Origin of the sequence: Alkalidesulfovibrio alkalitolerans DSM 16529 (genome assembly GCF_000422245.1) — a bacterium.
GTDB lineage: Bacteria > Desulfobacterota > Desulfovibrionia > Desulfovibrionales > Desulfovibrionaceae > Alkalidesulfovibrio > Alkalidesulfovibrio alkalitolerans.
In genome coordinates this window covers 103,636-126,405 of record NZ_ATHI01000031.1, presented here as the reverse complement: position 1 = coordinate 126,405, position 22,770 = coordinate 103,636, and the positions used below count along the sequence as shown (strand labels likewise).

The following is a 22,770-nucleotide window of genomic DNA, read 5'->3' as shown; positions in this document are numbered from 1 at the left end:
CCGCGCCGTATTTTGACGAATTCGCCCGCCCCCGCTCCTGGTCCGGGGCAGGCGCAAGCCCTTGCACGGAGTCACTCATGCGCAACGACAGCAGACGGCCGGACACCTTGTGCGTCCACGCGGGATCGCGCCCCGACCCGGTCACGGGCGGCCTGAACACGCCCATCTCCACCTCGTCGGCCCACCGCTTCCCGTGGAAGAACCTGCCCGAGGCGGGCTACCCGCGTTATCACACCCTGCCCTCGCAGCTTGCCCCGGCGGACAAGCTGGCCGCTCTCGAAGGCGCGGACGTCGCCCTGGTCACGGCCTCCGGCCTTTCAGCCATCGCCGTGACGCTCCTGGCCGTGCTCGGGCACGGCGACCACGCCGTGGTGCAGCGCGACATCTACGGCGGCACGCACCATCTGCTGACCGCCGAGTTCCCGCGCCTGGGCATCGAATTCGACTTCGCGGACTTCGCAAGCGAAGCCTCCTTACGCGCCGCGCTGAGGCCCAACACCCGGCTCATCTACGCGGAGACGCCCTCCAACCCCCTGCTCGGCGTGGTCGATCTGGCCATGATCGCGGCCGTGGGCAAGGAGATCGGCGCGGTCACGGTCTGCGACAACACCTTCGCCACGCCCATCCTGCAAAAGTCCCTGGCGCTGGGCCTGGACATCTCCGTGCACTCGGGCACCAAGTACCTGGCGGGCCATAGCGACCTCAACTGCGGGGCCATCGCGGCGCGCGCCGCCTTTGGCGAACGCTTGAAGGAAGCGCTCGTCAACTACGGCCCCACGCTCAACGCCTACGACGCCTTCCTGCTCGAACGCGGCATGAAGACACTGGGCCTGCGCATGGAGCGCATCAGCGAGAACGCCATGGCGGTGGCCAAGTGGCTTTCTCGCCACGAGCAAGTCACGAAGGTCAACTACCCCGGACTTTCGGACCATCCCGGCCACGCCGTCGCGGCGCGGCAGATGACGGCCTTCGGCGGCATGCTCTCGTTCGAGATCGCGGGCAGCGAGGCCGAGGCGCGCACAGCCGTGGACCGGCTGACCATGATCGCCGAGGCGGTGTCGCTGGGCGGTGTGGAGACGCTGATCTGCTTCCCGCGCCTGACCTCGCACGCCAAGATGACGGCCGAGGAACGGCACGCAGCGGGCATCGGCGACACCCTGTTGCGCCTGTCCGTGGGCATCGAGGACAAGGATGACATCATCGCCGACCTCGACCAGGCCCTGAAAGGTTCCTGAAACGAAAATCCCTGGGCGGCGCTCTTTGGCCCGCCCAGGGGACAAGGCGCCCTGCGGATGGCTAATTCGGGGCGGCCTGTCAGCTTGGCGTCCTGTCCAGCATGCGCCCCACCACGGCCATGTGCTTCTTCTCCTCCACGGCCAGTTCCTTGAGCACGGCCGCCGCTTCGAGGTCGGCCGCGCGGGAGGTGGCGCGCAGGTAGAGATCCAGGGCCTGGGCCTCGAAGGCCATGGCCGTCTCCAGAACGTCGCGGCGCGTGGCCTTGACCGCGCACAGTCTGGCCGAGGCCTCTTGTGGGCCGTAGCCGCCCTCCACGGCCGTGATCTCCCTGGCGCGCGCCAGGAGCGCGGCCTCGTCCACGTCCGGGGCGTGGCTCCTCGCCAGGCGCAGGACCATGGCCTTGTGCCCCTCCTCGAACCGCGCCAGGCGTTGCAGCACGGCCTTGGCCTCCTCGTCCTCGCCGCTCGCGCAACGGGCGTAGAAGTCCCCGAGATTGGCCTCCATGGCGTAGGCCAGGGCCAAGATGTCGGCCATGGATGCCGCTGCGGGCAGATAGGACAGCCCCTGGTCGAGTCCGCCCTCGGCGGCTGCGCCCTGCCAGGCGGTGATGCCGCCCAGGATGTTCAGGGCCGTGTAGCCCTGGCCGGCCAGGAGCCCGGCAGCGGCGGAGCTTCGTCCGCCCGAACGGCAGTAGGTCAGCACGGGTTTGTCGCGCGGCACCTCGCCCAGCCTGTCGGCCAGTTCGGTCAGAGGCACGAGCCGCGCGCCGGGCAGATGCGCCTCGTCGTACTCCCAGGTCTGGCGCACGTCCAAAAGAGTGTAGTCGTCCAGGGAGCGCTTGCGCATGAAAGCCTCGGCCTCGGCGGTCGTGACGTTCGCAGGCGTCGTTGCGGCATCTGGTTCGTGCGTGTCGGCGGTTTGCGGCATGGATGTCCTCCGGGCTTGCGCGTGAAGCGGCGGCTTCTGAGGCGCGGATGGAGTATCCATACACGATTTGTCCTGGCTTGGCACAGTCCCCGTGATTCATCGCGCCGGATCAGCGACGACGATACGCTACACGCGTACGCTGTACGTATTGGGGCTACAGCAAGAAAAAGGAAGACGAGATCGTCAAAGACTCAGAAATACGCGCCCCAGGCGAGCGCCAAGGCCGGGACGACGGCCATGCCCCACTCCGCGAGGCGCGCGCGGCGCTCGGGCAGCCAGGCTTCGGGCCGCTCCAGGCCGCGCGCGGCCACGGCCAGGGCCTGGGTCCAGGTGGCGCGGGAGAGCACGCGCACGAGCGCCCTGGGCACGAGCACGATCCGCTGCCGCCAGGGACAGCCGGGCCAGCGCATGACAAGGCCTCTGGCGAGACCCGAAGCGGTCTGCCAAGCCAGGGGCAGGAAGTGGATCATCAGGGCCAGGGAAAGCGCGGTCATGAAGGCGCGGCGGCCCAGTACCGGCCGCAGGAACCAGGCCACGGCCACGCCCAGGCGGCGCGGCGAGGCCGAAAGCGCCAGCGAAAGACCAAGAAGTAGCAGAACGACGAGCCGCGTCGCCAGATCGACGGCCGCAAGGAACGCCCCGTCCGCCGCCGCCCCGCCGACGACATCCAAAAGAACCTTGAGCGCGGCCCAAAAAACCACGAAAAAGAGATAGCCGCGCCAAAGCCCCCGGTTCGCGCCGCGAAAACCGCCCAAGGCCGAACAGATCACAGCCGCGAAAAGCCCCACGAGGGCGAGGCCTTCCAGAGGAAGCCGCCACAAGGTGAGGCCCGCGACCACGGCCAGAAACAGCTTGGGCCGCGCATCGAGCGCGAGCAGGAAACGGCCGGAGGAACCGCGCGGCAGGGCGTGAAGCGCCGAGAAGCCGGGCATCAGCCCTGCCCCTCGCCCGCGTCCCAGGGCCGGATGCCGTGCCCCGCGAGCCAGGAGCAGGGAGGCCGCACGTCGAGACCGGCGAGATGCGGCAAGACGTCGGCGGCTGCGCCGAATAATGCCTGCCTGCCGCCCGCGAGCACGAGCCACAGGTCGGCCAGATCGGCCAGGGGCTCCAGGTCGTGCACGGCCACGATCTGCGTCAGTCCCGCCTCGCGGTTGGCCGCGAGCAGGCCGCGCATCTCGCGCGCGCCGGGATAATCCAGCCCCGCGAAAGGTTCGTCGAGGAGCAAAAGGCGAGGTTCGCGCACCAGCGCCGCAGCCAGGCAAAGCTTGCGCTTCTGCCCGAAGGACAGGGTGTGCACCAGGGCGTCGGGTGCACTTAGCCCCAGGCGCGCAGCCAGGGCCAATGCCGTGTCGCGCTTTTCGGGCGGCCGTCCCAGGAGCAGGTCCTCCTCCACGGTCGCGCCGATGATAGTCAGGTCGGCCTCCTGCAGCACCAGCGCCGCAGCCCGGCGCACGGCCTCGCCGTCCCTGGCCGCGTCGTGCCCGGCCACGCTCAGATTCCCCTGCGAGGGCGCGAACAGCCCGGCCAAAAGCGCCAGGAGCGTGGACTTGCCCGCGCCGTTGGCCCCGGCCAGCCCGAGAATGCTCCCCTCGGGCAGGTCGAAGGTCACGTCTGAAAGGGCCAGGGCTCCGGTCTCATAGACGTAGGCCAGGTTATGGGCCTCGATCATTTTCGCCATGCCGCTCGCCCTAACGGGGCAACAGCCCGCGCGCGTGCATGAAGCGCCACGTGGCGATGGCCATGAACATTTTGGCAATGTCCTGCAGGATGAAAGGCAGAAAACCGATGGTCAGAGCCTTTTCCCAACCGATGTCCAGCACGCGCATCAGGTTCAGGACGCCGAACAGATAGAGCAGGACGAGTCCGGGCACGGCCGCGAGCAGCCCTCGCCGCCACGTGGGCTCGGCTCCACGCGCGATCAGCCCCATTGCAGCCGTGGCCAGGATGTAGCCGACGAGATAGCCGCCTGTGGGGCCAAGCAGCACGGCCAGCCCGGCCTTGCCGCCCGTAAAGACCGGCAGCCCGATGAGTCCGGCGGTGACGAACAGACTCGCGGCGGCCAGGGCGTGCGGAAAGCCGAGCACCAGTCCCGCGAGCATGACGAAAAACGGCTGCATGGTGAACGGAACAGGGCCGATGGGCAGAGAAAGGTAGGAGCCCACGGCCATGAGCGCGGCCATCAGGGAGACCCAGGCCGTGCGGTGAAGTCCGGCAAGCGGAGTCGCGTGCATTGCTATCCTCGCGATGCGTTCGGGTGACGACAAACGCCCTCAGGTGGGCTGGTATCCCAGGCGGCGCAAAGCCGCAAGCGCCTCGGCGGGCCTCTGCCCCGGCGTGGTCAGGTAGTCGCCGACCATCAGCCCGTCGGCCCCGGCCGCGAGCGGCAACGCCGGATCGGGGCCGAAGACCGCCTCGCGGCCGCCGCAGATGCGCAGACAGGCCAGGGGCAGAATCAGGCGGAACAAGGCGATCACGGCCGCCGCCTCCCCGGCCGAGAGCACGGCCCGCTCGCCGAGCCTGGTGCCGGGAATGGGGTTCAGGAAGTTCATGGGCACGGACGAAACGCCGAGCCCAGCCAGGGTCAGGGCCAACTCCGCCCTGTCGCCCCAGGACTCGCCAAGGCCGAACAGCCCGCCGGAGCAGACCTCCACGCCCATGGCCAGGGCCGCGCGCACCACGGCCACGTCGTCCTCGTAGGCGTGGGTGGTGCAGACATTCGGGAAGAACGCGGCCGAGGTCTCCAGGTTATGGTGCAGACGGCGAAGCCCGGCCTGCCGGAGACGATCGAGCTGTCCGGCGTCGAGCAGCCCTACCGAGACGTCGGGCTCGAGCCCCATATCCCGGACCATCCCCACGGCCTCGACCAGTTCCTCGAATTCGGCCCTGGTGGGCCGAAGGCCGCTGGTCACGATGCCGAAGCGCGAAACGCCTGCTTCCCTGGCCCTGAGTGCGGCCTGGGCCGTGGCCTTCGCGCCGATGAAAGGGTGCTCGGGCGCGGCCGTGCGGTGGTGCGCGGACTGCGCGCAGAAGGCGCAGTCCTCGGAGCAGCGGCCGCTCTTGGCGTTGACGATGGCGCATATCTGCACGCGGCGGCCGCGATGCGCGTCGCGCACCTTCGCGGCGGCCTCGATCAGCCGTTCGGGTTCGTCGCGGGCCGCGTCCGCCAGGACCATGGCCTGTTCATGGCCGGGCGTTTCGCCTGCAAGGGCTTTGTGGTAGATGGGATCGAGAGATGAGGATGCGCGCATGAGGTCTTCCGTGAGCGGCCAGCACTAGCCGCTTTTGCCCTGCGCGACAAGGAGAAATGCGTGGCAGCGAACTCCAAGGCATTGGAATTGCTCGATGCGACCGCCCACACCTGGCAGAACCTGCGCGGCCAGGGGCTGGACTGGCCCGCCATGCCCGCCCCCTTCAAGGCCTATCCCCGCGACGTGCGCATGGTCCCCCTGCCCCGTCCCGAGGGCTGGCCCGCCATCTCCTGCGCCGAAGTCTTCGCCGGATCGGCCGCACCGGCGAATGTCCCGAATGCCGCGGCCGTCTCGGCCCTCGCGCAGCTCGCCTGCGGCGTTACGGCCGTGGTGCGCCGCACCGTGGACGAATTCCATCTGCGGGCCAACGCCTCGGCTGGTGCGCTGTACCCCTGCGAACTGTACCTTGCCGCCCAGGGCGTGGAAGGCCTGCCAGACGGGCTCTTTCACTTCGCCGTGCAGCGCCATGCGCTCGGCCTCCTTCGCCGGGGCCAGATCCTCGCGGACGGCCCAGGGCTTCGCGCCTGGCTCACGGTCATCCCGTTTCGCAGCGCCTGGAAATACCGCGACCGCGCGGTACGCTACCTGTTCCTGGACGCCGGGCACGTGCTCGAAAACCTGGACGGCGCAGCCCGCGCCCTGGGTCTCTCGTGCCGGGTGGATATCTCCGCGAACGCCAGGGAAACGGCCGGGCTTCTAGGCATCGCCCCCGAACGTGAGCGTTGCCTGGTCGAAATCGAGCTGCTCGGCAATGCCGATCTGGCGTCCGAATTGCCGCCGCCCGTCCATGCCGGTCTGGCGCGCGCATCCACGGTCTCGCCGCGCGAGGTCGAGTACCCGCTCATCACCCAGGCGCTCGACCTGAGCTCGCCCGGAAAAAGCCGGGATGCGGCCGCGTCGCTGCCGGACAAACGCACGGCCCCGGCTCCCCTGCTCGAGCGCCCGTTCGTCCAGGCCGTGCTGCACCGCCGCAGCCGCCGTTCGTACATGGCCGGGCCCCTGCCGTCCGGCGCGCTCGACGCCCTGGCTGTCGCGCTCTCGAACCCGGCTGGCGCTTCGTGCGGGCTCGGCGTGGGATTCGTCGTGGGAGGCGACGAATCCGCTCCCGGCGGATTCCACCTGCTCGACCGCGAATCGGGAACGCTCGGCGCGTCCGTTTTCGCGGTGGATCGCAAGAAGTTCACCGAAGCGTGCCTGGATCAGGCCTGGATGACCAAGGCGGCCGTGCTCGTCTGCTTCTTCGCCGCCCCGGACGAAGCCGAGGCGGCCCACGGACCGAACGCCCTGAAACGGCTTCTGATCCAAGCCGGGCGGCTCGGCCAGCGCATCTACCTGTGCGCGGCGGCGCTTGGACTAGGCGCTTGCGGCGTGGGGGCCTTCATCGACGAGGATGCGCGCCGGACGCTTGGTCTCGCTGCATCGGAACGGCTGCTCTACGTGGTCGCCTTCGGCCCGGTCCGGGGCGTGGTGGATTGAGGCTTGCGAGCCACGATGGCGGCCATGTGGCGCAGGGGATTCTCGCGCAGCCCCTCGAAGGCGGCCACGATCTCGAAATCGGCGAAAAGCGCGCGCAATTCCCCTTCCTTGAGCAGAAAATCTGGATTTTTCGGCTTGCCGAGCACACGCTGGCGTTCAGTGAAGGTTTCGTAGACGATCAACCCGCCAGCCTTTAGAGCCGCCTTGAGAACCGGGATGAGTGGCCGGTGCAAATATCTGAAGACGATGATCGCGGCATATGCCTCGCGTGGCAGGGAGAAATCCGGCTTCTCCAGATCGGCCTGCCGCAGGCGCACATTCACTTTGGCCCGAACGGCCCGTTCCCGCGCCCGCGCAAGTGCCTCGGCCGAGGCGTCCACCCCCTCGACCTGAAGGCCGTTTTCTGCCAGAAAAACAACGTTCAGTCCTTCTCCGCAGGCAACGTCGAGCACCGGTCCGGTCACTGGATTCTGCCGCAGGAGCTGGACATGGTTCCGAAGCCAAGCCGCCGGGCCCTCGCCGTGGGCACGTTCGGCCTGCCTCAAGCGCGCGTCTTCGTCGCGGCGCATGCTTCCCTGCCTTTGTTGTTTCATGTTATCTGTGCCCGGAAATCTAACATAACGCAAGGAGCCGTCATGCGCCGAAAAGCCCTGCCGTTCGTTTGTTTCGCCATTCTCCTCGCCGCCGTCACGGCACGGGCCGAGATCGTCCAGGTGACGCTGCACCCGCAAAGCGCCGTGATCGAGGAGCGCCTCGATGCCCCGCTCGTGACCACACCCTCGGGAACGGTGGCCGTGTTCACGGTGCCCCGCGCCACGGACACGAGCGGCATCCGGGTGCGCGCCGAGACCAGGGGCGTGGCCGTAGGCGGCCTGACTTGGCACGAGATCGGCGCATCCGAAACGCCCGATCTGGCCGCCCTGCGCGCCCGCCTGAAAGCGGCCGTCGCAGAACGCGACACTGCCAAGGCCTCTGTCGAGGCCATGGAGGCCCAGGCCGGATTCTGGAAGAACGTGCGACTCGACGGTTCGGGCACGGCCGATGCCGCGAGCAAGCTCGCCACGACGCTCGGCGAGAACCTGAACGCGCTGTTGGGACGCCTCTACGTCGCCCGCGAGGACCTGGCGAAAAAGGACAAGGAGGTCGCCCGGATCGAGGAGAAATTGGCGCGTGCCACGGGCGGCAGCGACACGGCCATCGAGGTCCGCGCGGCCGTGGAAGGAGCGGGCGGCAAGACCGTGGCCCTGCGTCTGGCCTATGCCGTGGCCGGGTGCGGCTGGACCCCGGCCTACCGGCTCGATGCCGAGCCCGGCAAGTCTTCCGTGGAGATCGTCTTCGAGGCCGTGATGAGCCAATCCACGGGCCGCGAATGGAACGCGCCGCTTCGGCTGGCCACCACCCCGCCCATGGTCAGGCTGGAGCCGCCCGCCCTGCCGCAGTGGATCATCAGCCCGCGCGAGGAAGCCATGCCCAGACCGCTTGGCGCGGCGCGCATGACCATGGACGCGGCCGCGCCCATGGCCGAATCCGTCATGGCCAAGGAGGCGGTGCGCGAGGACTACGGGGCCTATGCGGCCTGGGACATGGGCGTGCGCGCCGTGCCCCCCGGAGAGGAGATGAGCCTTCCCGTGCGCCGTATTTCGGCCAAAGCCGAGTTCGTGCACTTGCTGCGCCCCATGCGCGGCGAGGAGGCTTATCTGAAGGCTCGGCTGACCCTGCCCGAAGCGGCGTCCATGCCCAGAGGTCCGGCCCGCTTCCTGGTGGATGGGGCCATGGTCGGCGAAGGGGCGTTCGGGCTTGAGGATACCGAGAGCGACGTGTTCTTCGGCACCGACCCGCTCGTGAGTGTGAAGACCGAAGTGCTGACCAAAGGATCGGGCGAACGCGGCCTGTTCGGCCGGACCCGGACCCACGCCTGGGGCTGGCGCTTCACGGTGCAAAACGGCCGGGCGGTTCCGCTCGCGGCGCTGATCGAGGAGCCGCTGCCCCTTGTCCGTGACGAGCGCGTGGAGTTGACCATCAAGGCCACGCCCGAAATCACGGAGCAAAGGGACGGGATCGCCTCGTGGCGGATCGCGGTGCCCGCCAGGGGTTCGGCGAACGTCACCTGGAACGTGGACCTGCGCGCCCCGGCAGACCTGGAACTCGACCTGGGCAGGCGCTGACAGGCCTTTGAAAACGCCCGATCTGCTGCGTTGCCGCGAAAAGTTCAAACCCTCGCGTATTTGAAATACGCGAGGGTTTGAACTTTCCTTGCGCCATGCATCTGAAGATTTTTAAGCGGTCTGGAAGCAGAGTTTGTCAACAGGCTCCTAATGATATCCGCCGAACAGCCGATAGGCTGAATAAGGTCCTCGGACCAATCAGGTCATCCAGGCGGCGAGCATGCAAAAAGAATTCGCTATCTCCCTTCAGGGAATAGAAACGGTACGGACACAAAGCCTTTCGACGCCCCATGAGGCCCCAAAGGGGCGTGTGCGCGAAGCGGCGAACGAACGCGCCGTGCAGGCCATGCGCGCCAAGTGTTTTGCGGGCGTGGTCGGAGTGGGCGCGGCCTGCGGAGCAGTGCGTGCAATGACTGGCGAGGCGGCCGCTTCCGAACTTTTCTTTTCCACGCTCACGGCCATGGTCCTCGTCATGCTCGCGGGCTTCATCGGCGGGCTTGCCGGGGACATCACGCGCGGCATGGCCGCCTGGGTCACAGGAGGCGACGTGGAAGGCGGCGACACGACAGACGGCATGATCGTCGGCGGCTTCGGCTTCGCGTTCCTCGGCTTCGTCATGGCGCTCGTGTTCTGGCAGCCGGAGCGAGCCGGATTGTTCGCGGCCGTCGGAGCCTTTGCCGGAGGCTTTCTCGGAGCGCTGCCCGGCGAGCAGGTCGGCGTAATCGTGCGCATGCTGGCAGCCCAGGAGCAGCGTGAACGCATACGCCAAGATATTTAAGAAGCACGAAGAAGTCTTCGGCATCCCGCTTTACAGCGATCTTAGGGAGGCGTAGGAGCAGCCAAAGGCGACAGCACCAGACAAGGAGTTTCCCAATGTGCAATAATTGCAACTGCGGTCCCAAGAAAGAGACCCGCTACGACAAATTCCAGCGCGAGCACGACCACTCGCACGACCACTCGCACGACCACTCGCACGACCACCCGCACACTCACGAGCACGATCACGAGCACTGCCACCACCACTCCCACGGCGACCACGCGCACGAGCACGGGCACACGCACAGCCACGACCACGAGCACGATCATCACCATCACGATCATGGCCACCTGCATGATCACGACCATCCCCACGATCACCCGCACGATCATAAATAACGCCCGGTTTCCAAGCGTCTGAGCGCGCAGCGCACATTGCGGCGCATGCACGAAAGGCCCGCAGCCCGTCTCCAAGGCGGTCATGCGGGCCTTCTCGCCTCAAAAGGACGGCAATATCTTTTCGGGGATGAAAAAAAGCGCGGATGCTTCCGCGCTTTTTCTGAAGGAACCAGGCACCCGGCAACAACCGCTACCGCTGCTCCCTCTCGGGCCTGACGGGGTTCACGACGTTACCGCCGCCTGGCTCCCTCGAAAGGATCGGGCGTGCGCCCAGGATAATGCTAAATGGCGGAGAGGGAGGGATTTGAACCCTCGGTACCCTTTAGGGGTACACACGATTTCCAATCGTGCTCCTTCGGCCGCTCGGACACCTCTCCGTGCCAAAAGGAGACCCTGGATAAACAAATGCCGGGCGATTGGCAAGACGTGCGGCCCGCTTTTTCGTTCTTTTTTCCACTCCTACTCCAACCCCAGGATCAGATAGTCGGCGTCCTGGGGCGTCACGGTGTTCTCGTCTACCGTTCCCATCGCGCGCGGCAGCACGATGAGTTGCCGGATGCCCGGGGCCAGGGATTCAGCCCGCGAGGGCATGGCAGGCCGCCAGGCATGAATCTGGCCGCAGAGCACGGCCATGACGGTGTTCGGCCGCTCGGCCAGGAAGTGTACGGCGTAATAGGCCATGGCCGTGTCCCAGACCACCTGGGCCTCGCAGAAATGAGCGAAGGACGAGGCGTGGCCGTGGTGATGTCCACCGAACATGCGCCGCAGAAAAGCCTCGTAGGCAGGGTCCACCACACAGGCCACGGGCGGCAGCTCGCCGATCTGCTCCGGCGTAAGCGAAGCGAAACCTCCGCGTGCCACCTGGCGCACGATTTCGCGCGGGGCGTTGAGCGCGACCATGGGGATGCGCCGCTCGCGACAAAAGACGAAGATGTCGCGATACAACTCGAAAGCCATGCCCCAGTTCCGGGCAAAAGCCGCGCGCAAGGCCCCCTCGTCCAGGGAACCACCGACCCAGGCGTCCAGAACATCCTGGTCATGATGGGGGAACATCTCTATCCCCACGGCCAAATCCGGCTTGACCTTGGCCATGGCCGCGATGATCGCGAGTTGGGCCGCGTGATGCGCCGCGACGTCATGGCTTTCTCCGAGATAGACGAGGTCCGCCTGCACCAGCACCCCCGCCCCTTCGTCCAGGGTAATCGTGCGCTTCGCGGTCACGTCCCACAGGCCGAGGGCGTTTCCTCCACAGGCCGGAGTCAACAGGGTCGCGACGAGCGCCATGATGCAAAACACGTTTTTCATGGGACATCCTCGAACTCGACTACAAGCGGAGATGCCTTTGGTTCGAAAGTTCCCTTGAAAACGTTCACGCCGCCGCCGAAGGCCACATAGCCTGACTTGCCATAGTGCGGGATGCGGCGCACGGCCTCGACCACGTCCTGCTCCTTAGCCTCCCTGGTCACGAAGAGGCCTGCGGTGAACGTGCCATCGCGATCCGGTCCCGGAAACACCGCAAAGAGCGTGTCGGCTGCGCGCCCGGCGCCGAGGCCTTCAACCTCGAAGCCCGACGCAAAGACCGATAGTCCCTTGGGCAGCCGCGAAAGCCGTGCGCGCCACGCGGCCGTCTCGGGAGCGCCGCAGAACAACACATTCTCCCCCCGGCCAAGATAGGCGTCCGCCTGATCCTCGCGTATGGGCGGCTGCGCGCTACGGCCAAGCGCCGCCAAAAGCGTGTCGCAGACATCTCGCCAGCCATCCGGAAGGGATCGGCCCATAATCGTCACCAGCCGTCGGGCCCCACGAACGCTGTTGACCGTGGGCGGTATCTCATCGGCCGAAAGCAATTTGAAGACGTCGGCCCCGGGGTCGACAAGCAGCCGCACCGGACGATCGACTGTCGTGATCGCGACCCGGCTCTTCTCGCCCTGCATGGCGACGACTTTCTCCGTGCGCCCCGCTTTGGTCTCGACCGCCACGGGCAGGCTTAAGGAATAGGTCGGCCGCCCCTGCACAATCTCGGCCCGGACGGCAAAACCCTCTCCCTCGGACGAGTACCCGCCCGAAACAAGCGAAAGTCCGGGCGCTCCCGCGCGGTCGATCCACTGTGCGAAAAAAGCCCGACTTCTGGCCTCGTCCCAGCCTGAAATGCGGCAGAACGCCTCCCGGAAATCATCCCAAGTCGCGGTCCTGAACATGCGCTCGCGCGCCACGAGGCGAAGCGCCTCCCAGAATGCTTCGTCGCCGATGTGGCGACGCACCATGTGAAAGACGAACATGCCTTTGCCGTAACCGACGACCTGGGAAGCGGGCGAAGTGCGCGAAACGAACGCGGAAAGCGGAAAATCTCGCTCTCCCGCGGCCAGGGTCGCGTAATCGCGCAGGACGCCCAAACGATACTCGCGTCCGGCCTCGGGCGATTCACGCTCCCTGGCCAGATAGTCGGCCACATAGGTGGCCAACCCCTCGCTCCAGTTGCCCTGGGCCATGTCCACGAGCACCCCATTGCCCCACCAGCAGTGCGCGATCTCATGCATCAGGCTCGTGTCCGGGATGAATGGCAGTCTGAGCACAGCCCCACCCAGGACGGTGAAGGATGGGAAGCCGTAACCGGTGGGGAAAAAATTTTCGACCACTGCGAACTTCTCGAAGGGATAGGGACCGAAAAGATCCTCATAGAGTTCGAGATGCCGTCCCGAGGCGTCGAGGTAGCGTTCCATGAGGTCACGGTTCTCAGCCGTGAAGTACGCCAGGACATCGATCTGCCCGCTGCGCACGCGCCCAACCGTGTAGCGCCCGGCCGCGAGCGCTAGGCCGCCCACGGGGCGCGACGCCTCCCAGCGGGAGACGCTCTCCCCGCCTTGGTCCTCGTGACCGACGAGGGCTCCTTGGGTGACGGCGTACATGCCGCGTGGGGCGCGCACTTCGATGCGGAAGACGCGCGATTCGGCCTCCACCTCCGGATACCAACCAGATCCCGCAAGTAGAAACGCGCCATGGGAAACGATCGCACCCTGCACACCCTGCCCGGGGTTGTCCATGGAGAGCGGCCGCTCCTCAAACGGATCGTCGAAGCGGGCGGCGTAGGTCACGCGCATTCTGATAAGCCCAGTTCGCTTCTCGCCCGGAACGGTCACGGCCAGAACGCCGTTGCGCAGAGAATGGCTCACCCGCCTGCCGTCGATCAGAACCTCGCGCACTTCAGCCTGACGCGCGAGCCGGGCCAGAACGACATGCTCGTCCTCAAGCCTCAAAAGCAGTTCGGCCACGGCCTCAAGACGTCTTTGATCGGGGAAAAGACGAACAGAAAGCTCGTGATCCACGGACAAGACATCCGCCCGCGCCCCGGGCGCGACGAACAGCGCGGCGGCAAGCGACACGGATGCGACCATCGCGGCCATGGTCAGCGTCAACCGACGGTGAACGATCTGCGCGCCCTTCATTCGTGCCCCCGAGGAATTCCGATCGGAAACAATAGCCTGCCTGGGCCGAATTGCAAGGGGGAACTGCCACACCCGTCCGGCGCGTGAACGCAAAATGCTAAACAGCCGCCTCCAAAAAAAATTCATTTCATCGAGACGGAATCAACCTAGGATTTATTACTTCTCTTCATAGAATACATACGGGCATCAGCGACAGAAAAAAGAGTCTCATACGTATCACCGTCCATGGGGAATATCGCACAACCAACGCTTGCGCGAAAAAGAATGCTCACCCCACCCACCTCGACAGGTGCGTCGAATTTATCCATGATCTTTTCGACGACGTATTTGCATGAGTCCATATCTGTTATCTCAGGGAGAATTATCGTAAACTCATCTCCACCTATTCTTGCGACAGTATCAGACTCACGAAATATTTCCGAAAGCTTCTTTGAGAACGTTCTCAGGCAGGAATCTCCGAAAAGATGACCGTGTCTGTCGTTTATATCCTTGAAATTATCAAGATCAAGGACAAGAACGGTGAAATTCTTTCCATACCGCTTTGACCTTTTTATCTCACGATGCAGCCTTTCGACGAACATGGACCTGTTCGGGAGATTCGTAAGGCTATCATACAATGCCGCCTTTTCGACACAGCTTACCTTCATGAAAATCTCTGTTACATCTGTCAGGCAATAGACATCAACAAGAGAACCATCAACATGCATCCCGCAAATGCTGTTCACGCGCAGATAAATCGTGTTCCCATCAGCCCCGCGCACCACAATCGAACTGGTCCCCTTGCCTACCCCAATGCCTGAATGGCCTGCCTGCGCTTCATCGTTTCCCACGGCCCTCCACAAGGTCGAAACATCCAGCGGTTCACCGGCACAAGCATTGGATAGCTCGGGCACCATAGTTTCCGCAGATCTGTTGTAATACAGGAGAATGCCCTCTGCGCTTGTCGCTATGACTCCCACATCCGAGAGTTCGTCGAGAAGGGACGCTGTGCTGAATCCAATCGCCGCAGCCTGCCGCGCCGAATTGTGGACCACCATTCCTCTCCCGGTGCGGGATGGCCCCAGGTCGCACACGTCCTCCCGGCCCGCAGGGTGGGCAGGTCGCGCCCTCTCTTCTTCAGGTGGTGCCTCGACAGCCGATACTGAAGAAAGCGGCCGCATCACGTCCTTGACCTTGACCTCCCAGAGGTTGCAGCCACGTTCAATCAAACTGGCAAGCTGGGCGTCAGTCAGCACTCCGGCTGGACGTCCCTGCTCCTGAACGACAAGCATCCTTCCCGGCGCCTTGGAAACCATGAACAATCCTTCGCGGACAGTCGCATCGCTGGCAATCCGTGGAGTGGACGTCAGACACACCCCGCCCTTATCCACCTTACTCAATCTCGGCATGATTCAACCTGCGTCATTCAGTAGATTTCAATAGCTCCGTGCTTTTTGCGTCCTGTTGGCACGGAACAGTCCGGAGATCACGGACGCCAAGATAACCAATCGAAATAGATGGATATTCACCACAAGCCACGCTATTTTTATCAATTTCCATCGGATTAAACTCACTCCAGAGCGTATCCCGATCTTTTCATCGCCTGTCTGGAAAAGCCCGACATTCTTCCCTACGTTTTCCTTCGAGGACAATGGGGATCACAGAAAAAGATCGCCTGTAGCCGGTTTCCACAGCCGCGTTGGCATGGAAATAGCTGCTTTCCCATCATGCAAGTTAAAAACCAAAATTCTCTCGCTTCTGATCGACCTTCCACCGAACGCGTCGCGGTCGACAACAGCGGGATAGGAGGCGACGCGCGCGTGTCCATCCGACGCGAGGTTTACGCCCGGCTCGATTTCCTTGCCAAAAGCGAGCGCACCGACATCAACGACATCATCTCCAGATTGCTTGACTCCCACGAGAGATCCCAATGCAATACCCAAGGCAGCGCGCTTTCACCGTACGACAAGAGGCAGCACAAACGGTGCAGCGTCTCATTTCCGGCTGTGGTGAACATCGAGATGACCCACGGAGGAAGGGCGTTCTACAAAGGGAAGGTTACGGACATCTCCCTTGGGGGGATACGCATCCAACTTGAACCGGACATGGGGAATTTCTATGAGAATCTGAGTCTGGCAAGGAGCTTCGAGATCGTCTTTCTCGAAAACATCAACAGCCGAATAGTCACGGCGGATTGCACCGTATGTCGGCTGGAGTACCTCGACCACCTGTGCATCGCAGGAAAATACAGCAAAATGAACCTTGACGATCTTTCGTTCATCAAGGAGGTGAACTAGATCATTTCCTTTTCAGGCTAAAATTATGCTTCTGCAAAATTTCATACAGACGTGCCCGAGACAGCTTGGATATTTTGCACGCCTTTTCGATGGACCCGCTGCACGCACTATACAACTCCTCAAGATACATTCTTTCAAGTGATTGGATGGCCGCGTTCCTGACTTCCTTGAAGCTGGGCAGGGGTTCCCCCTTTCCCGGCAATGGAATCATCGATTCAAAATTCCTGCACCCATCTTTGTCGCAACTGGCACGCTCCATCTTTCGGGAGAGGGTCGCCATTCTGATTTCGATCGGAAAATGGTACGGATTGAGGACTTCCTCGGTCATGGCGTTTTGCACGGAGCTTTGAATCACGTTCACGAGTTCCCGAACGTTTCCGGGCCATTCATAGCGCATCAGGACATCCATGTAGTCCTTGGAAACACGCTTCCGGACGCCAGGATGGGATCGATGAATGCGATCGAGGTAGTGTTCTACGAGCAGCGGGATGTCCGAGATGCGTTCGCGCAAGGGGGGTAGGCAGATAGTGTGCGTCCGCAGGCGGTAATACAGATCACTTCGGAACTGCCCTTGCGCGATCATATGCTCACGGTCTCTGTTTGTCGCAGCTATGACCCTGAAATCGCTTGCGATTTCTTTTTTTGAACTGATCGGTCTGAAGCGTTTTTCCTGAAGCACCCGTAAAAAAGACTTCTGAATGTCCAAATCGAGGTCGCCGATTTCATCGAGAAAGATCGCCCCGCCGTTCGCCTGCTTGAAAAGGCCTTCTCGAGCCTCGTGCGCACCGGTGAAAGATCCCTTCTCGTGCCCGAATAAAAGGCTTTCCGCCAAGGTTCGCGGCAGGTTGGTGCAATCGACGACGATGAATTCTTCTTTCGATCGCGGGCTGTTTTCGTGGATGGCTTGTGCGAAAAGCTCTTTGCCCGTGCCGGTTTCACCGATGATCAACACGTTGGCGTCGCTTTGCGCCGCCAACGCCATCTGGTCGAGGCAGTGCTCCAAAAGCGGACTATTGCCGACAATACTCCCTCGATCGAACTGCGCCTTGCTACGCAAAAGATTCTTCGAATCACGCAGCCGCAGCGTCCGTTCGATGAATGTCTGCAATTCACGGAATTTGATCGGTTTGAGAAGATAATCCCAGGCTCCGGCGCGGAGGGCCCGGGAAGCGGACTCGGTGTCTCCGCTGGCCGAGATAACGGCCACCTCCGGCTTGCAACTGGTGTTCAAAACCCGCGAAATGAAATCCAGCCCGTTCCCGTCCGGCAAAGAGACATCCAAAAAAACGATATCAAAGCAAGCAGAATCAATGATCTGATTCGCTTCGCCAAGACAGCGGGAGTACATGCAATCATGGCCGAGCTTCGTTACTATCTCGACGAAATGATTGCCAAAATCCTCATGGTCATCGACAAGAAGAATACTCGCCATAACGGCAATGCCTTATGCAACAAATTATTCCAAGAAATCAAATCCCTATCATCCCACTCCTAGACAAGTCTGATTATGTAGTCGGATGAGATAAATTTGTCCATGGGTGAAATTGATTAGATGTCTTTTTTTTCAAGACACCAGATTCTTTATTCTGTCCCCTTGCAAACAAACTGGATTCACGCCCTTTCATTCAACCAAAAAAGTTCTTTCTTTTCTGAATGATGAAACCCAATACTCCTGGCCCAATGCGTTCTTTCTGGCATGATAATTTCATAGGTTCCGTATGAGGATCAAACCTGCAAACTATTTCGAAATGACGACATGAACGGCGAGAGAGGAAAAAAAATGATCGAGGTCGGTCACTCTACCTACATGGCGCTTGACGTGCTTGCGAGGAAATCTGGGGAGACCATCGAATCCCTTGCGGAAAGCATCATAGAGAAGTTTATAAACACCACCAACCTCCAGCATCTCTCGGCGGAGGAAAGACGGCTTTTTCGCAGAGAGTGTATTGCCTTGCCGGCAGTCATGTACATCAAGGACCGGGACAAAAATGCTGGATGGTACAGGGTCGCAAAAATCGTCAACATGTCTCTTTCCGGAATGTGCCTGCAAGTGGAAAAGAAAAATCTTCAAGACATAATCGGCAAATGTTGTGCCCCAGAAGACGAATTTGAAGTTCTCTTTTCGTTCACCGACGCCGGTGTTCCGGCCACGTTCAAATGTGCGCCCTGCCGCATTGAAGAAAAGCAAAACGAGTTCCTGATCGGTGTCCGCTTCACAAAGACAGACCCCGGAAGCCATTCGCTTATGCAGCGATATCTAATGTAATCATTCATGATCGAAGGCATTCTAAACTGTGACGATCCTGCGAAGTGTAAAATCCGGCGACGCCATGTTCTGACATTCTTTACACGCATTCCGAACGCCATCCCCGCAAACGCTACGGCCGCCTCGCTTCAAGGCGGCCGGTTTTTATGGCGCTCCCGTGACGCACTCTATTATAAGTCAACAGCACCCCAAAGGCATTTCCCACGCCTTTGGGGTGCTGCGATCTGCCGTAATGCAGATGGTTAGCGTACTGAACGTTTTTTGATCATCCGGCGTGTGAACACGGCCAACGCGGTTCCACACAGTAGAAGTGATGACGGCTCAGGGGCGTGTACCGGGGCATCTCCACCTTTTTGGTCGTCCGGATTGCTGATCAAGCCGTTGTCATCACCGTCACCGGGCTGCACAACCCACGGCAATTCCACGAGACTGACGGGAGGGGGAGTTTGAATTTCGGGATGCCAAGGGGCAACGACTGTTCCGCCAAGTCCGCCGGAACCACCGCCGGAACCACCGCCAAAGCCGCCAACGCCTCTCGACGATCCGCCGGGGTACGTGGGCGATATCCAATTCTTTCCCGAAAAGCCCTGTTGCCACGGAGCCCCGGAGTGCCCCCCGGGAAGTCCGAAGCCGTGGCCGCCCAGGAAGCTGTCGTGGTTCAGACCCGCGACCGATCCGGGAAAGGCCACATCGAGCGACCCCAGGCCCATGGCCCAGTATGAACCGCGGGACGCACGGGGAGCAGGACCGGAACCCTCGTCATGACCACGCGTGGCGATCCCACTGCCCAATCCTCCGCTCCTGCCCTCGCCGAAAAACCCTTTGGCCATCTCAAGCCCGGCGACAATGGGGCTGAGTGTTCCTGTGGGCCCCTGGTACATGAATGCGCCCACCGACAAGGCTCCCATAAATGTCACTGCGAAAATGACAATGAGACTCAGATTTCGTTTCATAGCGCAACTCCATTCGCCAGTTACCCAGCATCACAGCAAAAAACGGTCCAAGCGGAGTGCCCATACGAAAGTTCGCATTGCGTCAATTCTCGATCTCGTGCTTTTTTAAAAGATCGTACATCGTCGGCCGACTGATCCCAAGTGCCTCCGACGCCTTGACGATGTTGCCCTCGAAGCGCGCCAACGCGGCCAGTACCATCTTCTTCTCGACCATGGCCCGTGCCTCCTTCAGAGTCTTGTCCGCAAAGCGCAGGGCGCCGTCCATGTTGTTCCCTTCGCCGAAACCGAGATCCTCGGCCGTCAGACGCGAGGAGCCCGCAAGAATCACCGCTCGGCGCAGCCGGTTTTCGAGTTCGCGGATGTTACCCGGCCAGGGGTAGGACTCCAGATGGGCCAACGCCTCAGGCGTGAAGCCCGTCACTTCCTTACCCACGTCCCGTCCGATGCGTCGTATGAAATGCTCTGCGAGCATGCGGATGTCCTCGCCCCGCTCCCGAAGCGGCGGCAAATGGAGGTTTACCACGCTGATGCGGTAGTACAGATCCTCTCGGAACTCGCTCTTGGCGATGGCCTGCGAGATGTCGATGTTCGTGGCCGCGATGATGCGCACGTTGACGGCGATATCCTTGCGCCCGCCCACGCGCTGGATGACCATCTCCTGAAGGAAACGCAGGAGCTTCACCTGAAGATTGACTGGAAGCTCGCCGATCTCGTCGAGAAAAAGCGTGCCCTTGTCGGCGTATTCCACCTTGCCTTGCACCGTGGCGACTGCCCCCGTAAAGGCGCCCTTTTCGTGGCCGAACAATTCAGACTCGATCAGATTTTCCGGAATCGCTCCGCAGTTGATGGATACCATCCGCTCCTTGCGGCGCAGACTTTTGTCGTGCAGGGCCTTGGCCACGAGCTCCTTGCCCGTGCCCGATTCTCCCGAAATCAGGATGGGCACGTCCGAGGCGGCGACCTTGTCGATCAGCGCCAGGATGCTACGCATGGCTGGGCAGGCGCCCACGATGCCGTGGCTGTCGTGCGTCCGCGCGGCCGCGACATCGCGCTGCGAGCGCCCCTCGCTCTCGATGGCATGCAGGTGGAAGGCGCGGCGAATGATGACTCTGAGTTCGTCCAGGTCGATGGGCTTACGGAAGAAATCGTACGCCCCCATCTTGATGGCCTTTAGGGCGTTCTCCCGCTCGTCGTTACCCGTGATGACGATGATCTTAGCCGAAGGTCCGGCCTTCAGCATCTCCACAAGCCCCCTGAACCCTTCCTCCGACGAATCCGTATGCGGCGGAAGACCCAGATCGAGCGTGACCACGCCGGGCTGAACCTTGCGGAATGTTGCCAGAGCCTCGTCGATGTCTTTGGCGAAATGCAGCGTGTAGGCCTCTGACGCCAAGCCCCATTTGAGCTGCGTGAGGACGTCCTCGTTGTCGTCTACGATGAGAAGATGTTCCATACGGCCTTCTTTCACTGCATATTCTTGTAAGGATGCACCCATTCCAGGATACCGGGCAACTCGCAAGGCGTCCCCCTCTTCAGGGCCGCGCTAGGCCGAAGGAGCCGACTCCCTGGGCAGCCTGACGACGAAATCCGAGCCTTCGCCAGGAACACTCGACACCTCGATGCTTCCGCCGTGCGCTTCCACGATCTGTTTGCACTGGTAAAGACCGATGCCCATGCCCTTAGCCTTGGTGGACTTGAAGGGCAGGAACAACCCGTTCTTCAAGAATTCCTCGGAAATACCGCTACCGAAATCCACAACCCGGAGGAAGGACCCCGCGTCCCCGGCTCCGGCCTCCACGACCACCTTCTTTCCGTTGCCCGAGGCCTCGATGGCGTTCAGGCACAGATTGAGGATGACCTTGCCCATCTCCTCGCTGTCGGCCCAAGCCTGCACGTCGTCCCCCTGGTAATCGATGCAATCCTGTTGCAAGAGCTTGGTCGCCTCGCGAGCCAGGGAGAGAAGCCCTACCCGCTCGCGCCTGAGAGTCTGCCTGTCCGGCAACCCCTTGAGTTGGGAGATGAGAATCTTCATCTTGCCCACGGTGTTGCCCAGCGACTCCACCAAGTCCTTCTGGAACTCGGGGTTGGCGATGTGCTTGCGGGCGTTTTCCGCCATAAGGGAGAGCGTATAGACGTGGTTCTTCAGGTCATGCAGCACAAACGTCGAAACCTTGCCCATGATCTCCATCTCGCGCGAACGGGCGAGTTGGTCCAAAAGACGCATGTTGAGCAGGGCCGAGGAAATGTGCCGGGCCATGGTGTCCATGAGTTCGAAGTCCTCCTCGTCGTACTCCTCGCTCGAATTGATGGGCGTGCCCAGAAGCACGAACCCGTCGAGGTTGTCCTCGCGGAAGAGGGGAATCACGAAACTGACCGCGTCATCTTTGAGCCAGAGCGAATCGCCGCGCTCCTCGTCCGGAACGTCGGTCAAGGCGACCACGGACTGCGTCCTGCGCAGTCGCGCGACAAGCGGCTCCGTCTCCTCGAAACCGCCGTCGTGCCTGTTCACTTCGAGAGCCACGGCAGGCAGGAATGCCTTCTTTCCGTAGTCGTAGAGAAACAGCGCCCCGCCCACGATGCCGAAGGTCTCGCAACAGGCGGAAAGCGACGCCTGATGCAAATCTTCCTGGCTGCGTGCCGAGGCCAGCCGTTCGGTGAACTGCACCCACTGCACTCGGTAGTCGTACTTCTCCTTGTAGAAATTGCGCTGCAAGAAGAGTCGCGCCTTGCGGCGCACCGTCTCGGAGAGGCAGACGGCCAGAAGGCCGATGCCGACGACGAAAGCGGCCGAAAGGAGCATGGTGCGGCTGAGCGAATCGCCGAAGTGCTTCGCCCCCTCGCCCATGATTCCCAGGCCCACGAGATATGCACCCGCTACCACGAGCACCAGGGACTTGAAAGCGATGCGCCTGGAGAAGGATATCTTGATTTCCGAACCACGCCGCACGTCCGAATACCACATCAGGCCCGCGCCTAGGAGCAACGCCAGGGCTCTGGCCGGGACGAGCGTCATGTCGATGGAACGGTAGAGCAGCCCTTGGCTGTAGTAGAGCAGCAACGCGGCCAGCACGGCCACCGCGCCGAGCAGGGTGAACTTGATCTTCCAACGCCGGAAATGGACGGCGTTGGCAAGCGTGGCCTCGATGTTAAAAAGACTCGCCACGGCGAACAGCACGAGGCCGATGTAAAAGTAAAAGCCCACGGGCTCCAGGAACAGAACCGGCTCCCGGACGAAATCCGGAGAGTAGAACATTCCCTGTGTGGCAAGAAAACCGGCCCACAGTGGCATGACGAAGGACAGACAGATCAACCCCTTCTGCGTCCAAGGCAGGCGGCCTTCCTCGTATTCCCTGGCGAAGAGGGCGGTGAACCAAATCCAGGCCGGACACAGCGCCCCCTCTACCACGAGCGATGCGTTGCGCCATGAGCCCATTTCCTCGGGATCGAGGATGGCGAAAAGGTCGAATATCTCCAGACACGCGCTCAGGAACAAAGCCACGGCCAAGGCCGCGGACGCCACGGAACGATCACGCCCGAACACTCCGGCCAGCAAGCGCAGACAGAACGCGAACGCCGCGAACGCCGCGCCGAGTGCCAGAAATGGATAGAAAAGTCCCTCGCCCAT

Annotated in this window: 20 protein-coding genes, 1 tRNA gene and 1 other RNA gene; 6 read left to right on the top strand and 16 right to left on the bottom strand. The window is 62.3% G+C overall.

Annotation, left to right across the window (positions count from 1 at the left end):
* Nucleotides 1–77: 77 nt before the first annotated feature.
* On the top strand, nt 78–1,235 hold the full coding sequence (locus tag DSAT_RS13150; RefSeq protein ID WP_020888021.1) for a trans-sulfuration enzyme family protein: 1,158 nt from the start codon (nt 78–80) through the stop codon (nt 1,233–1,235).
* A 79-nt stretch (nt 1,236–1,314) separates the two neighbouring features.
* Here the strand turns inward: DSAT_RS13150 and DSAT_RS13145 are convergent, their stop codons facing one another.
* The 5 genes from DSAT_RS13145 to bioB all read right to left on the bottom strand — a co-directional run bounded on the left by DSAT_RS13145 (nt 1,315) and on the right by bioB (nt 5,411).
* On the bottom strand, nt 1,315–2,163 hold the full coding sequence (locus tag DSAT_RS13145; protein ID WP_020888020.1) for a rhodanese-like domain-containing protein: 849 nt from the start codon (nt 2,161–2,163) through the stop codon (nt 1,315–1,317).
* 191 nt (nt 2,164–2,354) lie between these two features.
* Nucleotides 2,355–3,095 carry a hypothetical protein gene (locus tag DSAT_RS13140; protein ID WP_020888019.1) on the bottom strand — a complete coding sequence of 247 codons (741 nt, stop codon included), beginning with the start codon at nt 3,093–3,095 and terminating at the stop codon, nt 2,355–2,357.
* Nucleotides 3,095–3,832: an energy-coupling factor ABC transporter ATP-binding protein gene (locus tag DSAT_RS13135; RefSeq protein ID WP_040371313.1), complete on the bottom strand. Its 738-nt coding sequence runs from the start codon at nt 3,830–3,832 to the stop codon at nt 3,095–3,097. Before DSAT_RS13135 ends, DSAT_RS13140 begins: the two co-directional genes overlap by 1 nt.
* Nucleotides 3,833–3,851: 19 nt before the next feature.
* Entirely contained in the window at nt 3,852–4,394 is a 543-nt protein-coding gene (locus DSAT_RS13130; protein ID WP_020888017.1) for a biotin transporter BioY, read from the bottom strand.
* 39 nt (nt 4,395–4,433) lie between these two features.
* Complete coding sequence (gene bioB, locus DSAT_RS13125) at nt 4,434–5,411, bottom strand: biotin synthase BioB (RefSeq protein WP_020888016.1); 978 nt, start codon at nt 5,409–5,411, stop codon at nt 4,434–4,436.
* Between the two features lie 60 nt (nt 5,412–5,471).
* On the opposite strand from bioB, the gene DSAT_RS13120 reads away from it, so the two are divergent.
* On the top strand, nt 5,472–6,887 hold the full coding sequence (locus DSAT_RS13120) for a nitroreductase family protein (RefSeq protein WP_020888015.1): 1,416 nt from the start codon (nt 5,472–5,474) through the stop codon (nt 6,885–6,887).
* Here the strand turns inward: DSAT_RS13120 and DSAT_RS13115 are convergent.
* Entirely contained in the window at nt 6,845–7,456 is a 612-nt protein-coding gene (locus DSAT_RS13115) for a class I SAM-dependent methyltransferase (RefSeq protein WP_020888014.1), read from the bottom strand. The two genes, DSAT_RS13120 and DSAT_RS13115, sit on opposite strands and share 43 nt — an antisense overlap.
* Nucleotides 7,457–7,522: 66 nt before the next feature.
* Here DSAT_RS13115 and DSAT_RS14990 point away from each other — a divergent pair, with 66 nt between their 5' ends.
* Nucleotides 7,523–9,052 (top strand): DUF4139 domain-containing protein, encoded by a 1,530-nt coding sequence (locus DSAT_RS14990; protein WP_020888013.1) that lies wholly within the window; start codon nt 7,523–7,525, stop codon nt 9,050–9,052.
* Between the two features lie 220 nt (nt 9,053–9,272).
* Nucleotides 9,273–9,830, top strand: coding sequence for a hypothetical protein (locus DSAT_RS15535; protein WP_020888012.1), 558 nt, complete (start codon nt 9,273–9,275; stop codon nt 9,828–9,830).
* A gap of 41 nt (nt 9,831–9,871) precedes the next feature.
* On the opposite strand, the gene DSAT_RS15560 is transcribed toward DSAT_RS15535, so the two are convergent.
* The 7 genes from DSAT_RS15560 to DSAT_RS15585 all read right to left on the bottom strand — a co-directional run bounded on the left by DSAT_RS15560 (nt 9,872) and on the right by DSAT_RS15585 (nt 15,548).
* Complete coding sequence (locus DSAT_RS15560) at nt 9,872–10,291, bottom strand: hypothetical protein (protein ID WP_020888011.1); 420 nt, start codon at nt 10,289–10,291, stop codon at nt 9,872–9,874.
* Nucleotides 10,292–10,364: 73 nt separating this feature from the next.
* An RNA gene (ffs, locus tag DSAT_RS15210) (signal recognition particle sRNA small type) lies at nt 10,365–10,460 on the bottom strand.
* A gap of 33 nt (nt 10,461–10,493) precedes the next feature.
* Nucleotides 10,494–10,584, bottom strand: a tRNA-Ser gene (locus DSAT_RS13095).
* Nucleotides 10,585–10,666: 82 nt separating this feature from the next.
* Entirely contained in the window at nt 10,667–11,512 is an 846-nt protein-coding gene (locus tag DSAT_RS13090; RefSeq protein WP_020888010.1) for a ChaN family lipoprotein, read from the bottom strand.
* Complete coding sequence (locus tag DSAT_RS13085; protein WP_020888009.1) at nt 11,509–13,650, bottom strand: M1 family metallopeptidase; 2,142 nt, start codon at nt 13,648–13,650, stop codon at nt 11,509–11,511. The genes DSAT_RS13090 and DSAT_RS13085 overlap by 4 nt, the downstream gene beginning before the upstream one ends.
* Nucleotides 13,651–13,796: 146 nt before the next feature.
* Entirely contained in the window at nt 13,797–14,945 is a 1,149-nt protein-coding gene (locus DSAT_RS14985) for a GGDEF domain-containing protein (RefSeq protein WP_020888008.1), read from the bottom strand.
* A 342-nt stretch (nt 14,946–15,287) separates the two neighbouring features.
* Complete coding sequence (locus DSAT_RS15585; protein ID WP_162531361.1) at nt 15,288–15,548, bottom strand: hypothetical protein; 261 nt, start codon at nt 15,546–15,548, stop codon at nt 15,288–15,290.
* Between DSAT_RS15585 and DSAT_RS15860 the strand changes: the two genes are divergently transcribed.
* Nucleotides 15,450–15,926, top strand: a complete 477-nt coding sequence (locus DSAT_RS15860; RefSeq protein ID WP_020888007.1) for a PilZ domain-containing protein — start codon at nt 15,450–15,452, stop codon at nt 15,924–15,926. The two genes, DSAT_RS15585 and DSAT_RS15860, sit on opposite strands and share 99 nt — an antisense overlap.
* 1 nt (nt 15,927) lies before the next feature.
* Here DSAT_RS15860 and DSAT_RS13070 read toward each other — a convergent pair whose 3' ends face one another.
* Nucleotides 15,928–17,358 (bottom strand): sigma-54-dependent transcriptional regulator, encoded by a 1,431-nt coding sequence (locus tag DSAT_RS13070; protein WP_040371275.1) that lies wholly within the window; start codon nt 17,356–17,358, stop codon nt 15,928–15,930.
* Nucleotides 17,359–17,706: 348 nt separating this feature from the next.
* Here DSAT_RS13070 and DSAT_RS13065 point away from each other — a divergent pair, with 348 nt between their 5' ends.
* Nucleotides 17,707–18,192, top strand: a complete 486-nt coding sequence (locus DSAT_RS13065; protein ID WP_020888004.1) for a PilZ domain-containing protein — start codon at nt 17,707–17,709, stop codon at nt 18,190–18,192.
* Between the two features lie 1,035 nt (nt 18,193–19,227).
* Here DSAT_RS13065 and prsR read toward each other — a convergent pair.
* A complete protein-coding gene (gene prsR / locus DSAT_RS13060) occupies nt 19,228–20,598 on the bottom strand; it encodes a PEP-CTERM-box response regulator transcription factor (protein WP_020888002.1) in 1,371 nt (456 codons plus the stop codon).
* Between the two features lie 90 nt (nt 20,599–20,688).
* Complete coding sequence (prsK, locus tag DSAT_RS13055) at nt 20,689–22,770, bottom strand: XrtA/PEP-CTERM system histidine kinase PrsK (RefSeq protein ID WP_020888001.1); 2,082 nt, start codon at nt 22,768–22,770, stop codon at nt 20,689–20,691.